At 72.2% G+C, this 14535-nt stretch carries 6 protein-coding genes; 3 read left to right on the top strand and 3 right to left on the bottom strand.

What is annotated here, in order from left to right; all coding sequences use genetic code 11:
• Window positions 1-13 precede the first annotated feature (13 nt).
• The 3 genes from KGD87_RS14880 to KGD87_RS14870 all read right to left on the bottom strand — a co-directional run bounded on the left by KGD87_RS14880 (window position 14) and on the right by KGD87_RS14870 (window position 9759).
• Complete coding sequence (locus KGD87_RS14880; RefSeq protein WP_284668080.1) at window positions 14-3685, bottom strand: serine/threonine-protein kinase; 3672 nt, start codon at window positions 3683-3685, stop codon at window positions 14-16.
• Between the two features lie 120 nt (window positions 3686-3805).
• Window positions 3806-7897, bottom strand: coding sequence for a DUF4215 domain-containing protein (locus tag KGD87_RS14875; RefSeq protein WP_284668079.1), 4092 nt, complete (start codon window positions 7895-7897; stop codon window positions 3806-3808).
• A 20-nt stretch (window positions 7898-7917) separates the two neighbouring features.
• A complete protein-coding gene (locus tag KGD87_RS14870; protein ID WP_284668078.1) occupies window positions 7918-9759 on the bottom strand; it encodes an OmpA family protein in 1842 nt (613 codons plus the stop codon).
• Window positions 9760-10116: 357 nt separating this feature from the next.
• On the opposite strand from KGD87_RS14870, the gene KGD87_RS14865 reads away from it, so the two are divergent.
• The 3 genes from KGD87_RS14865 (at window position 10117) to KGD87_RS14855 (ending at window position 14386) form a co-directional block, all read left to right on the top strand.
• The gene (locus KGD87_RS14865; RefSeq protein WP_284668077.1) at window positions 10117-12252 is read left to right on the top strand and encodes a sigma-54-dependent Fis family transcriptional regulator; all 2136 of its coding nucleotides are present in this window, start codon (window positions 10117-10119) and stop codon (window positions 12250-12252) included.
• A 176-nt stretch (window positions 12253-12428) separates the two neighbouring features.
• Window positions 12429-13949, top strand: coding sequence for an aldehyde dehydrogenase (adh, locus tag KGD87_RS14860; protein WP_284668076.1), 1521 nt, complete (start codon window positions 12429-12431; stop codon window positions 13947-13949).
• Window positions 13949-14386 (top strand): DUF779 domain-containing protein, encoded by a 438-nt coding sequence (locus KGD87_RS14855; RefSeq protein ID WP_284668075.1) that lies wholly within the window; start codon window positions 13949-13951, stop codon window positions 14384-14386. The genes adh and KGD87_RS14855 overlap by 1 nt, the downstream gene beginning before the upstream one ends.
• Window positions 14387-14535 lie beyond the last annotated feature (149 nt).

The raw sequence follows: 14535 nt of genomic DNA, 5'->3' as shown, positions 1-14535 counted from the left end.
TCCCAGGCCCGCTTTAGGGTGTTGGAGGGCCGGCCAGCGGCTCGCGGGCTGCGACGAGCCGGCTCCTCCATTCGGGCTCGAGCAGGGGATTGCGGGCCAGGGCCTGCCGCAAGGCCTCCTGACCTTCGGTGCGCCACGCCTGCCGCTGTGCCAGGGCGGCGGGCGTGTCCGCCAGCGCCGTCAGCACGCCGCCACGCAGCGCCAGGGCGCGGGCCCAGCCGGGCCGGGCCTTCAGGACCTCGTCCACAAGCGTCAGGCCTCGGGACAGCAGGGGCCTCGGGTCCGCGCCAGCGCGTTGCCGCCACTCGGCCCAGGTGAGCTGAAAGCGCGCGGCCGCCAGCCGGTAGTCGTGGCGCCGGGGCTCCAGGGACAGGGCCTGCTGGAACGCCTCGGCCGCGGCTTCGAAGTCCGTTTCCCGTGCGGTGTTCCTCCGCGCCAGCCAGCGGGCCTTGAGGGCCCGGACCTCGCCCTTGTTGCGCCAGGTGTGGCCCAGGCGCGAGTTCAGCGAGGTGGCGCGCGTCAATGACTCCTCGGCCCGGGCCAGCTCCTGGCGTGGGTCGCCGCCGCTCTCCAGGCTCCAGGTGGCCAGCAGCGTCTGGACGCGGCCCAGGTTGGCCCAGAGGTCGGCGTCTCCTTCCTGCAGCGCGAGCGCCTGCCGGTAAGCCTCCACGGCGGCCTGGCCGCTGGGGCGCGGGTCCTCCCGGCGCGCGGCCTGGAAGGTGGCCCGCCGCGTCCACACCTCACCCAGGTTGTTGTGGGCGTAGACCTGCTTGGGGGCCAGCGTCCGGGCTTCCTCGAAGGCCGCCTGGGCCTGCTGGAGCAAGGGCTCGGTGTCGCCGCCTTCTTCCCACCGCTGCCCGGCCTGCCACAGCAGCGCCGCGCCCAGCCCGTTGTGCAGTGGGGGCAGCTTCGCGTTGATGCCCAGGCCCTGGCGGAACAGCGCCAGCGCCTGCTCCAGGTCGGCTTCGTGGGGCTCGCCGTGGCTCCAGCGCCAGCGCGCCAGCTGCTCGGAGATCTCCGCGCCGCGGAAGCACGCCACGACGTTGCCGGGGTTGAGGGCCAGCGCCTTCGCCAGCGCGTCACGGGCCCGCGTCAAATCCCCCGCGGCGTCGGTGGCGCGTGGATTGGAGGCCCGGCGGCGCAGGGCGTTGCCCAGGTTGATCCACGCGTCCGCCTGGCCCTCCCGCACGCGGATGGCCTCGAGGTACGCGTCAATCGCCTTGCCCTGGTGCTCCAGCGGATCCACGCCGCGCTCGGCTTCCGCGTCCGCCCACACCTGGTAGGTCAGGCCCAGGTTGGCGTGGAAGGCATAGTCACGCTCCTCGGGGCGCAGGCGCTCGAAGGCCTCGATGGACAGGCGGAGCTGCTCGCTCGGGTCCTGCCCGCGCTCCTGGCGGTAGCGGGCCCACAGCCGGTGGGTGATGGCCAGCTCCAGGGCGACGCGGTCGCTGGGCGGCGCCAGGGCCAGGGCCTCGCGCGCGGCGCGGATGGACTTCTCCAGCAGCGGCTCGGCGTCCTCGCGTCCCTGTCCGGCGCGCTGCTCCGCGAGCCGGCGGTGCAGGCGGGAGAGGACGACGAGCGAGCGGTGGTGGTCCGGCGCGGCGGTGAGCGCGCGCGTCGCCGCCGCCACGCCGCGCTCGTAATGGGGCAGCACGTTGCCTTCGCCGTACAGCTCCATCACCAGCGCGGCCAGCTCCAGGCGCGCCAGGACGTAGTGGCCCGTCGGCTGGCTCTCCGCGGTGGCGACGGCGGCGGCGTAGGCGCGGCGGCCCGCGTCCAGGTCCTCCTGCGAGCCGGCCTTGTCGCCCTGGTGCCAGCGCTGCGTGGCCCGCGCCAGGAGCACGTCCCCTTGCAGCAGGGGCGCTTCGTAGAACCAGGGCTGCGCGCGGCCCATGGCCTCCAGGTGAGCCAGGGCCTCTTCATGGCGGCCCTCGTAGAAGGCGAACAGCGCCTTGACGTAAAGCGGCGGGACGGGGACGTCGGGGCCTTCGGCCTGGCGCAGGTAGGCCAGGGCGGGGTCGCGGTAGTGCTGCTCCAGCTCCTTGCGGCGGACCTCGCGCTGCTCGGGGCTGCGGCGCTCCACGTCCAGCAACAGCCGCTCCTGGTAGAGGTCACCCAGCACCTGCGCCAGCGCCCAGGCCACGCGGGGCTCGCGGTAGCCCTGGGCCCACGCGGCCTCCAGGCGCCTCCTCGCGGCGTCCCGCTCATCCAACACCAGCGACGCGCGGCCCAGGGCGTACTGGCCGGGGCCCAGCGCGTGGGGACCCGCCTCGCGCACCTCGGCCTCCAGCGTGGCCATGCTGGCGCGCAGCTCACGCCGGTCCTCGCGGGTGTCGTGCAGGCGGGACAGGGCGGAGTAGCGCGCCGAGGCTTCGATGCGCTCCACCCGTTCGGTGAAGCGGCGCGTGAGGCGCTCGCGCTCGGCCACCTCGCCGCGGGCGATGGCCGCTTGCACGAGCGCCAGCAACACCACCGTCAAGGCCGCGGTGCCCAGCGTCAGCGCCACCCGGTGCTTGCGGGCCTTGCGGCGCAGGCGGTAGCCCAGGCCCTGGCGCGCGAGGACGGGCTCGCCTTCGAGGAACCGCTCCAGGTCCTCCGCCAGCGCCCGCGCCGAGTCGTAGCGGGCGGGCCGCTGCTTCTCCAGGCACTTGAGGACGATGGCTTCCAGGTCCGACGGGATGTCGGCGTCGAGCGCGCGCGGCGGGGCCGGCTCCTCGTGCTGGAGCCGGGTGATGACCTCCGCCTCGGTGGCGCCGGTGAAGGGCGGCCGGCCGGTGAGGAGTGAATAGAGCGTGGCGCCCAGCGCGTAGATGTCCGCGCGCCGGTCCAGGCGGGACACCTCGCCGCGCGCCTGCTCCGGGGCCATGTAGTGAGGGGTGCCCTGCACGGCGTTGGGCGAGGCGCCTTCCTCGCGCCAGTCGCGCGCCAGACCGAAGTCCATGACGAAGGGGGCCAGCCCGCCGTCCTCGGTGCGCTCCACCAGGATGTTGCCGGGCTTGATGTCGCGGTGGATGAGGCCCGCGCCGTGGGCGGCGTGCACGCCTTCGGCGGCCTGGCGCAGCACCAGCACCTTCTGCTCCAGCGTGAGCGAGCGCGACAGCTGCCCCAGCGGCTGGCCGTCCACGAAGCGCATGGCGATGTAGCCCCGGCCGCGCACCTCGCCGACCTCGTACACTTCGCACACCCGCTCGTGCCGGACGCGGGCCTGCGCGCGGGCCTCGGAGAGGAAGCGCCGGGCCAGCTCGGGGTCGTCCCCGCGCACGAACTTCAGCGCCACGTTGCGGCGGAGCATGGGGTCATACGCCAGGAACACCCGGCCCATGCCGCCCTGGCCCAGGAAGCGCACGGGCTGGTAGCGGTCCCAGTCCGGCACCGGGAAGGTGGGGCCGCCCGGCTCCACGGCGGAGGGCGGGGCCACGCCCGGGGTGACGGGCGTCAGCGTGGCGGCCTCGAGCGGACGGCCGGCGCCCGGGTCCGTGCTCTCGGAGGCGAGCTCGCCACGAAGCGCCACCAGGGAGTCTTCCGACAGCCTGCCTCGCTCCCGCAGCAGCTCCAGGGGACCACGCCGCAGGCGGAGCGCCTCCTCACGCAGGACCGCCACCTCCTCGCCGGAGAGCAGTCCTTCGTCCATCGCGAGGAGGAGCTCCTCCTCGTACGTCTCACTCAATCGCCCCGCCGCGTGCACGGCCCCAGCATACGGGCTGGCGCGTGGCGGGGGAAAATCCGCCAGGAGGTCCACGAGGCAGGCGGGGGGGCCTCTGGGGGAGATGTGGACCTCCCGGCGGAAAGGTGTCGCGCTCAGCCCTTAGCCGCGCTTCCTCCGGCGGAGGCCCAGCAGGCCCAGGAGCGCCAGCCAGGACGTAGCGGGCGCCGCGCTGCAGCCGCCACCGGCGAAGGCCCGGGTGAGCTCCACCGTCCACGAGTACGCCGCGGGCGTGCTGTCCACGTTGCCCGCGCGGTCCGTGGCCCGCACGCGCAGGGTGTGTTGGCCCTCGCCCACGTCATAGCTGTCCCGGCAGGGCTCGAAGGGGCCCCCGTTCAAGCTGCACGCGTAGGTGACGTCGTCCTCGGAGGCGTCGTACTCGAAGGTCGCCGTCCGGTCGCCGCCGCGCGCAGGAGGCGTGCGCGGAAGGAACGTGTCGGGCTCCTGGGTGTCGATGATGAACTCGCTGGGCGCGGAGGGCTCGCTGGTGCGGCCCTGGTCGTCGGTGGCGGTGGCCGTCACCGTGTGCGGGCCCTCCTCCAGCGGCTGGGTCGGCGTGCAGCTCCACGCGCCCACGTCGTTGGTGGTGGTGGTGCAGAGCACCGTGTCGCCCTCGTACACCGTCACCACCGTGCCCGGAACCGACGTGCCGCTCAGGGGCGGCGTGGACGTGTTGAGCACCGCGCCGTCGGCGGGCCCGGTGATGACCGGCGGCTCCGTCGTGGACAGGGTGATGGTGAAGGTGACGGGCGTGGAGGTGGGGCCAGGGCTGCCACCCGGAGGCGTGCCGGTGGCCGTCACCGTGTGCGGGCCTTCGGCCATGGGCGTGGTGGGCGTGCAGCTCCAGTTGCCCGCCGCATCGGCCGTGGCGGTGCAGAGGACGGTGCCGCCCTCGTACACCGTCACCTCGTCACCCGGCATCGCCGTACCGCTCAGCACGGGCGTCTGTGTGTCCAGCACCGCGCCGTCGGCGGGCCCGGTGATGACCGGAGGCGCGGACGGTGAGTCGTCGATGATGAAGTCCACCGTCGTGGACGTCTGCGGCGCGCCCGGGAAGTTGGAGGTGACGACGGCGGTGTGCGGCCCTTCCTCCAGGTCCGGCGGCAGCGTGCAGCTCCAGTTCCCTTCCGCGTCGGCGACGACGGTACACACCGGGGTGGGGTCGCCGTCCAGGTACACGTCCACGGTGGCTCCCGGCGTGGCGGTGCCCTCCAGCTCCTCACCGGCGGTGCCGCCCGGCGTCGGGGACGTGACGACAGGGGCCGTCTGGCAGATGGACAGCGCGTCCACGCGGTACGTCACCGCCGTGTCGGAGTTGTTGGCCAGGTCGCAGTCGGTGTCGACCAGCGCGATGCGCACGTCCCCCGTGGCCGCCGTGAAGTCGCGGGACAGGGGGAAGCCCAGGGGCATGGCCTCGGCGCGCGTGGCCGAGCCCGGACCGCCAGTCGGTGTGCGGCCCAGCGAGAAGCCCTGCACCTGCGTGCCCGCGTTGGCGTTGACGCCGATGACGCCGGGGTACCAGTTGGCGCCACCCGAGTAGCTCACCGCGCCGGACACGTACCGGATGCGGTAGCGGCCCGGCACGCCCAGCCCGGCCTGGATGGCCGCGTCGGGCAGCACGGGGGCGTCGATGTCCGACACCTGCGTGCAGCTCGCGTTGCCCTGGCGGGTGAGGAACACGCGGACGTCCGCCGTCTGGCACGCGGCGCCGCTCTCCACGGTGCACGTGGCCGAGCAGCCGTCCCCAGGGGTGGTGTTGCCGTCATCGCAGGCCTCGCTGTCCGCCGTGATGCCGTCACCACACGTCACGGCGCACACCGACGGGATGCCGGTGCAGCCGAACCCGTCCTCGATGGCGCAGGTGGCGTTGCAGCCGTCGCCCGCCGTGGTGTTGCCGTCGTCGCACAGCTCCCCCTCGTCGAGGACGCCGTTGCCGCAGGCGTTGGGGCTGGTGCAGGTGTTGGTGGTGGGGTTGCAGATGCCGCCTTCGCAGACGCCAGACGCATTGCAGGGCTGGCCGTCCTCCAGGAGGCAGCGCGAGGAGCAGCCGTCGCCGTTGTTGAGGTTGCCGTCGTCACACACCTCGGCGCCGGCGCGGACGCCATCGCCACAGGTGGTGGCGCAGGCGCTGGGCGCGCCGCTGCACGAATAGCCATCCTCCACGCGGCAGCTTCCGCTGCAGCCGTCGCCGCTGTCGAAGTTGCCGTCGTCGCACGCCTCGCCGCTGTCCACCGTGCCATTGCCGCAGGTGAAGAAGCACTGGTTGCCAGCGCCAGGGCAGCTCCAGCCCGGCTCCACCGAGCAGGTGGCGTTGCAGCCGTCGCCCGCCGTGGTGTTGCCGTCGTCACACGCCTCGGCGCCCGCGCGGATGCCGTCGCCGCAGAGGGTGGCGCAGGTGCTGGGCGCGCCGCTGCACGTGTAGCCCGTCTCCACGCGGCAGGCCGTCGAGCAGCCGTCACCGTTGGTGGCGTTGCCGTCGTCACACGTCTCGTTCACGTCCAGGGCGCCATTGCCGCAGCTGGCGACGCAGACGGACGGGCCGGTGGAGGGCGTGCTGCAGGCGTAGCCATCCTCCACGCGGCACTCGGTGCCGCAGCCGTCCTGCGGGTCCAGGTTGCCGTCGTCGCACTGCTCGCCCGGGTCCACGTCGCCGTTGCCGCAGCTGAGCACGCAGGCCTGGCCCGGGGTGGGGCAGGCGTAGCCCAGCTCCAGGGTGCAGGCGTTGGAGCAGCCATCACCCAGGGTGGTGTTGCCGTCGTCGCACAGCTCACCCGCGTCCATCCGGCCATTGCCGCACAGGGGCGCGCAGGTGGACGGAGCGCCCTGGCACTCGTAGCCGCGCTCGATGCGGCACGCCGAGGAGCAACCATCCGAGTCGTAGGCATTGCCGTCATCACACTGCTCGCCCGGGTCGATGTCGCCGTCGCCACACGTCATCAAGCAGGCCTGGCCCGGGGTGGGGCAGGCGTAGCCAGACTCCACGCGGCAGCTCGCGTTGCAGCCGTCGCCCGCCGTGGCGTTGCCGTCGTCGCACTGCTCGCCCGGGTTCAGCGTGCCGTTGCCACACGTCTGGGCGCAGGTGCTGGGCTGGCCGGTGCAGCCGTAGCCCGGCTCGATGCCGCAGGAGACGGAGCAGCCGTCACCGTCGGCGGTGTTGCCGTCGTCACACTCCTCGCGCAGGGACACGGCGCCGTCGCCGCAGCGGTCGTCGTACGCGTCCACGAACAGGTAGCGGAACGCGTTGGGCTCGGTGGCGGCGTTCTCGTTGCAGAGCTCGATGCGGTTGAGGCCCGCGCGCCACGGCGCGTTGGCGCCGAACTCGCGGAAGATGTTCTTCTGCCAGGGCTGGCCCGCCGGCTCGTTGACGACGGTGGGTGTGAAGTCCTGCCCGTTCACTCGCGCGCTGTCGAACTGGTTGTCGTTGAAGGTGGCCAGCCGCAGGCGGAACTGCGAGACGTTGGTCGTCGAGGGCACCAGGAAGTCCTGGTACACGCAGACAGGCGCTCCCAGGGGCGCCGCCATGAAGCGGGCCGTCTGGATTTCCTGGGGCCAGTCGTTGGCGGACCGCGAACCGGTGGCCGCGCCCGTGTTGTTGCTCGTGTAGAACCAGTGCGGATCCGGGCCGACCTCCAGCCGGCGGTTGTTCTCGTCGACGCCGGTGTTGAAGACCGTCACGCCCGCGCGCACGCACCGACTGGGGCTGCCGGCGCAGGCGAAGCCAGGCTCCACCTCGCACAGGCGGCTGCAGCCGTCGCCCTCGAAGCGGTTGCCGTCGTCGCAGACCTCCTGCGCGTAGGACGGGTGGGCGCGGTTGTCGAACACGCCGTTGCCGCACAGGGACAGGTCGCAGGTGGCGGTGCAGTCGGAGCCGTCGCTGTCGCAGGCCTCGCCGGAGTTGACGACGTTGTTGCCGCACAGGCTCGCCAGCGAGCAGGGGCGCCCGGGCACGTGGCACAGGTAGCCTGCTTCGAGGGTGCCGGTGGCGGAGCAGCCGTCGCCGCTGGTGGTGTTGCCGTCGTCACATTCCTCGCCGGGCTCGAGCCGGCCGTCTCCGACGAGGGAGGCGGACCGGTTCACGAGCACGGGCTCGGTGGGGGCCGAGGCTGTGCGGGCGCCGCCCGAGTCACAGCCGGTCAGGGATGAGAGCAGCGCGAGACAGAGCGCCGCCGTCTTGAAGAGGACACGCGTTTTCATGGGGATGTCTGCCTCGGTTCTCAGTGGGTGTCGGGAGAGGGCTCGCCCTGCTGCGTCTGCACGCCCTCTGCGTCGCCGACGATTCTGAACTCCACGCGACGGTTCTTCGCGCGGCCCTGGGTGGTGTCGTTGTCGGCGATGGGCTGGGACGGACCGAAGCCCTTGGACTCCAGCCGCTCCCGGGCCACGCCCTTGCTCACCAGGTAGTGCACGACGGCGTCGGCGCGGCGCTGGGACAGGTCCAGGTTGTAGTCAGGGTTGCCGCGGCTGTCGGTGTGGCCCTCGACGCGCACCTTCTCCACTTCCGGGTGGGCGATGAGGATGTTGGCCACCGTGTCGAGCAGCTTGTTGCTGCGCGCGATGATGACGTCCTTGTTGTTCTCGAAGTAGACGGCCTCGAGCAGCTGGATGCGGTTCTCTCCAATCTGCGCGAGCTGCTTCTCCTTGCAGCCGTGGTTCTTCGCCGGGCCGGGCACGGTGGGGCAGTTGTCCAGCCGGTCGACGATGCCGTCACCGTCGGTGTCCTTGTCGGGGCAGCCGCGGTTCTCCTTGGGGCCGGCCTCGTTGGGGCAGCGGTCGGCGGTGTCGAGCACGCCGTCGTTGTCGTTGTCCGGGTCGGGGCAGCCGTCCTCGTCCTGGAAGCCGTCCTTGTCCTCGGCCTGGTCGGGGCACCGGTCCTTGGCGTCGGAGATGCCGTCCCCATCGGTGTCCGGGTCATCCGGGCAGCCGTCGTGGTCCTCGAAGCCGTTGAAGTTCTCCGCCTCCTTCGGGCAGCGGTCCGCCAGGTTGGGCAGGCCGTCGCCGTCGTCGTCCCCGTCCGGGCAGCCATACAGCTCCGGCAGGCCCTCGACGGTGGGGCAGCGGTCGGCGGCGTTCTTGATGCCGTCACCGTCCAGGTCGAAGTCCGGACAGCGGGCGGGGTCATGCGGCTGACCCTCCACACAGGCGTTGGGCGTGGAGGCGGGGGTGCCGAAGGTGAGGCCGGCGAGCACCCGGAATGACGGCGTGCCCGGCGTGCTGCCGAAGCCAGGGCCACCCATGGCGTAGATTTCCGTGCCCGCGGGCATGGGGACGCGCACGCCCAGCAGCACTTCCATGGACTCCGGCGCGTTCGCGACGGGCAGGGTGCCGCGCACCACCAGCTCCTGCCGGAAGCCGGCCAGTCCCGCGGACAGGTTGACGCCGCCGTTCAGCTCCGTGCCCAGCTCGTCGAGGTGCGGCTGCGTGTTGGGGGTCAGCGCATACGTCTGGGTCCGCACCAGCGCGCCCAGGTCGGCGCCCACGCGCCACGTGCCGCCCAGCTGCTTGCCCAGGCCGAGCCGAGGCGAGAAGACGAAGCCCTGGTCCCGGGTGAGCGTCTCCGTGCTGCCAATGGGCAGGGCCGCGCCGAGGTGCAGGCCCAGATCCATCAGCCCGCCGCGCTGCTCGGAGAGGATTCCCGCGCGCGCCTGGACCCACGGCGTGCCAAGCGCGCTCGTGGAGGGCGTGGCGACGCCCAGCGCCGCGGTGTCCGGTCCCCACTGGGACACGATGGGCACCTGCGCGCCGAGCTCCAGCCAGTCGGTGAGGGCATAGGCTCCACTGAGGTGGACCGTCACGCGATTGGAGACGATGACGCCTTGCTGCGCTCCACCGGAGACGAGCACCAAGGGCTCCTTCTCATAGTGTCCGGTGAAGCCGAGGCGGTACTCGCCTCGGGACATGAGGTCGCCGGTGGACAGCACCAGGCTGTCGCGTGCACCGGGATTGAGTTGCAGCCGCTCCAGCTCGATGCCGGGGATGCGCTGCGCCTGGGCCTGGGCCGTGACCGCCCAGAGGACGGCCAGACCTCCAAGCCATGGGTGATACGGATGTGAAGACAAGAGTTCCTCCCCCTCAACGTGTCGCCGGAAAAGCGCACGCGGGCGTCCGCCATACTTGAGACAGAGAGTGTTTGCACGCAACGCGCCACGTTTGATGCGGGGGGGGACCTCAGAGGTGTGTGTGGGGGACCTGGGAAGTGGGTTGGGTCCGGACGCGGGCGGTTGACGTGTCAGCGCGTGTGTCGCGCCGCCGCTGGACGCGTCAATGACGTGTCAGGCGAGGTCCCGGCCCCGGACGCCGAAGGTAGGGGAGGGGGCCACCCGAGCCGCATGGCGCACTGCGTCAGGTTGGGACAGAAACATTGCGGCGTTCCCAGGTTGTTGTCCCCAGCGGGATTCAACCAAGATTCCAGGTCCTTGGGGACGCTGACGCTCAGCGCATCACCGCTCCTGTGGGAGCAGTTCCTCGTGGGGGCGCTCGACGGGGAGGCGGGGTTGCGCCCGGAGTTGCGCTCCATCCTCCCCCGCTGGCAGCGCTCGCGGTTGCTGGGCGCCCCGAGCACCGGGCAGCCGGACGAAGGTCCCAGCGTGGGCAGTCTGGCGCTCATCGAGCGCCGCGCCCGGCTGGAACCGGTGTGGCACGAGCTGGGCGGCATGCTGGAGCTGTTGTCGGCGGCACCCCTTCCGTCAGGTCGGGTGGCGCTGCTCGCGGACCGCGAGGGCGTCATCCTGGCGACGCGCAGCTCGGGCGGGGACTTCACCCACCACGCGGACTACGTGCGCCTGGTGGAGGGGGCCTGCTGGGATGAGACGTCTCGCGGGACGAACGCCATTGGCACCGCCCTGGCGGAGTCCTCCGCCGTCGCGGTGGTGGGGCCGGCGCACTACGCGCAGCGGCACCATGGGCTCGTCTGCTACGCGGCGCCGGTCCATGACCCCTTTGGGGAGCTGGTGGCCGTGCTGGACGTCACGGGGCCGGCTGGCGCGGCGGATCCGCTGGTGCTGGTGGCGGTGGCCAGCGTGGCCCATGCCGCCGAGGCGCGGCTGCGCGAAGTCGCCTGGGCCCGGGTGGCCGCGGTGGCGCGGGGTGGGCTGGAGTCGCGCCTGTCGCGTGAGGATGGCCCGGTGCTCGTCGTCGAGCCGATGGGGCGCGTGAGCCGCTGCAACGCGGCCGCGCGCGAGTTGCTCGGTGGGCAGGGGCCCGTGGCCGTGGAGGCGGCGCTGGGTGTCTCGTGGCGGGTGCTCACGGACGCCGCGTTGCGAGGCGTGGCGCTGGAGACGCGTCTTGCTTCGCGGGGCTCGGCCTGGCGCATCCATGCGGAGGCGGTGGGGACGGGGGATGGGAGCTCGGCGCTCGCGGTGCTGGTGCGGCTGGAGTCCGCGGGTGTCCAGTCCCTGCGCGCACCGCGAGAAGCGTCGCCGTCCGGTGGTGAGCCCCCGGGGCGCACGGATTCACGCCTCGCCGTGTCGGAGCCTTCCTCCGTGGGCCGTGCGCCGCGGGCACTGTCCCGGGCGCCGTGGGGGGCGGACACAGTCGTTCCACCTGGACCGTGGGCGGCGCTCAAGGGGAGCGACCCGCAGCACCGCGCCACGTTGCGAGAAGCGGAGCGGTTCGCGCCGACGAGCCTGCCGGTGCTCCTGCTGTCGGAGACAGGCACGGGCAAGGAGCTCCTCGCCCGCGCATTGCACGCGGCCAGCACGGTCGCCACGGGGCCCTTCGTGGCGGTGAACTGCGGCGCGCTGTCGCCCGCGTTGCTGGAGAGTGAGCTGTTCGGCCATGCGCCCGGCGCCTTCACCGGCGCGCGTGTCGGCGGCGCGGAGGGAAAGCTGGCGGCGGCGGACGGCGGAACGCTCTTCCTCGACGAGCTGGCGGAGATGCCGCCCGCGCTCCAGGTGTTGCTGCTGCGGGTGCTGGAGGACGGCGCCTATTCGCGCGTGGGCGAGTCCCGCGTGCGACGCTCGCGCTTCCGCCTGGTGGGCGCGACCTGCAGGGACCTGGACGCGGCCGTGCGCAGCGGCACGTTCCGCTCCGACCTCTACTTCCGCCTCCAGGGCGCGGTGCTGCGGCTGCCTCCCCTGCGCGAGCGCACCGACCTGCCTGAGCTGGCCCACGCACTCCTCAAGCGCCTGTCCGCGGAAGAAGGCCTGTCCCCGCCAGGTCTCTCCGCCGCAGCGCTCACGCGGCTCGCCGCCCACCCCTGGCCCGGCAACGTGCGTGAGCTGAAGACGGTGCTGCGGTTGTCGTTGGTGCGTGCGGCCGGCGCCCCCGTGCTGGACGAGGAATTCCTGCCGCAAGGCCTGGGAAGCCCGCACTCGCCCGAGGCCCAGGGAGCGCCCCTGACCGCCGCGCCGCTCGCTCCCAGTGCGCCGCGCCAGCCAGCCGCGGGTGCCGCCGCCGGCCCGCTGCGCGAGCTGGAGGCCCGCGCCATCCAAGAGGCCTTGGCGCTCAGCGGCGGCAACGTGGCGCAGGCCGCGCGGCGCCTGGGCATCGCGCGAAGCACGCTCTACCGGATGGCGGAGCGCTTCGGCATCACGCTGCCCTCTCGCGCCTGAGCGTTCACTGGAGGACGGTGTCCATCGCGCGACGGACCTGTCGCGCTCCGCGCCATGCGTGTCCGGACAGGTGTCGCGGAGCGGGACACGACGCGCCGCGCCGTCGACGGACGCGGGCACTGGCACGCGCGCTGCTCTGGGGTGTCCCGTTCACCCAACCACCCAAGGAGAGCGCAGTGATCTACGCCGCCCCCAATCAGCCCGGCTCCAAGGTGCAGTTCAAGCCCCGCTACCAGAACTTCATTGGCGGGCGTTGGGTCGAACCCACGCGCGGCCAGTACTTCGAGAACATCAGCCCCGTGACGGGCAAGCCCTTCTGTGAAGTGGCCCGCTCCACGGCCGAGGACATCGAAAAGGCGCTGGATGCGGCCCACGCGGCCCGGCTCTCCTGGGGCCGTACCTCGCCGACCGTCCGAGCGAACATCCTCAACAAGATCGCCGACCGGATGGAGCAGAACCTGGAGCTGCTCGCGGTCGCCGAGACGTGGGACAACGGCAAGCCCGTGCGCGAGACGTTGGCCGCGGACATCCCGCTGGCCATCGACCACTTCCGCTACTTCGCCGGATGTATCCGCGCGCAGGAAGGCGGCGTGAGCGAGCTGGACCACGACACCGTCGCCTACCACTTCCACGAGCCGCTGGGCGTCGTGGGGCAAATCATCCCCTGGAACTTCCCGCTGCTGATGGCGGCCTGGAAGCTGGCCCCGGCGCTGGCGGCGGGCAACTGCGTGGTCCTCAAGCCCGCGGAGCAGACGCCCTCCAGCATCCTGCTGTGGACCGAGCTCATCCAGGACCTGCTGCCCGAAGGTGTGCTCAACGTCGTCAACGGCTTCGGCGTGGAGGCGGGCAAGCCGCTCGCCAGCAGCCCGCGCATCGCCAAGGTGGCCTTCACCGGCGAGACGAGCACGGGCCGGCTCATCATGCAGTACGCCAGTGAGAACCTCATCCCCGTCACGCTGGAGCTGGGAGGCAAGAGCCCCAACATCTTCTTCGAGGATGTGATGGCGCGGGACGACGACTTCTTCGACAAGTCGTTGGAAGGCTTCGCCATGTTCGCGCTCAACCAGGGCGAGGTCTGCACCTGCCCGTCGCGCTCCCTCATCAGCGAGCGCATCTACAGCCAGTTCATGGAGAAGGCGCTCGACCGCGTCCGCAAGGTGTCGCCGGGCAACCCGCTGGACACCGACACCAAGGTCGGCGCCCAGGCGTCCAACGACCAGCTGGAGAAGATTCTCAGCTACATCGACATCGGCAAGAAGGAGGGCGCCAAGGTCCTCATCGGCGGCGAGCGCGTGGCGCTGCCGGGCGGCCTGAAGGACGGCTACTACGTGGCGCCCACCGTGTTCCAGGGCCACAATCGCATGCGCGTCTTCCAGGAGGAGATCTTCGGCCCCGTGGTGAGCGTGGCGACCTTCAAGGACTTCGACGACGCCATCCGCCAGGCCAACGACACGCTGTACGGCCTGGGCGCCGGCGTGTGGACGCGTGACGGGAACACCGCCTACCGCGCGGGGCGCGCCATCGAGGCGGGCCGCGTGTGGACCAACTGCTACCACATCTACCCCGCGCACGCGGCGTTCGGCGGCTACAAGCAGTCCGGCATCGGGCGGGAGAATCACCGGAAGATGCTGGACCACTACCAGCAGACGAAGAACCTGCTGGTCAGCTACAGCCCCAAGGCCATGGGCTTCTTCTGATGCGTGACGCCGGTGCCGGCCCCGGCACGGGCGGACAGGACGGCGCCACGGCGGTGGCCCGGGTGGATGTGACGCCCGAGGCCGCCGCCGTCATCCGCCAGCTCCGCGCCACGCACGGGCCCTTGATGTTCCATCAGTCGGGCGGCTGCTGCGACGGCAGCGCGCCCATGTGCTACCCCGTGGGGGACTTCCGCGTGGGCCAGCGAGACGTCTTCCTGGGCGAGGTGGAGGGCTGCCCCGTCTACATCGGCGGCGCGCAGTTCGAGTACTGGCAGCACACGCACCTCACCCTGGACGTGGTGAAGGGGCGGGGCGCGGGCTTCAGCCTGGAGTCCCCGCTGGGCGTGCGCTTCCTCACCCGCAGCCGCGTCTTCACGGACGAGGAATACGAACGGATAAACCACGCGCCGCCGCCCCGGCGCGGACCTCCGGAGTAGCGGCTCCGCCACGGCCCTGCGTTGGACCGGCCCCGCTGACGCGCGCAGCGGGCCGCCGCGTACGTCTTTCTCGGGGCCCGGTGGCTGAGAGGGGTTTACTTCGACGCTGAGTAGGCGACGCTCTGTTGTCCGGGCCACTCCAGGACCCC

It is taken from the genome of Myxococcus sp. SDU36, from assembly GCF_030168875.1.
Taxonomy (GTDB): Bacteria; Myxococcota; Myxococcia; order Myxococcales; family Myxococcaceae; genus Myxococcus; species Myxococcus vastator.
The sequence above is the reverse complement of the archived record's forward strand: the minus strand, read 5'-3'. Positions and strand labels throughout refer to the sequence as shown.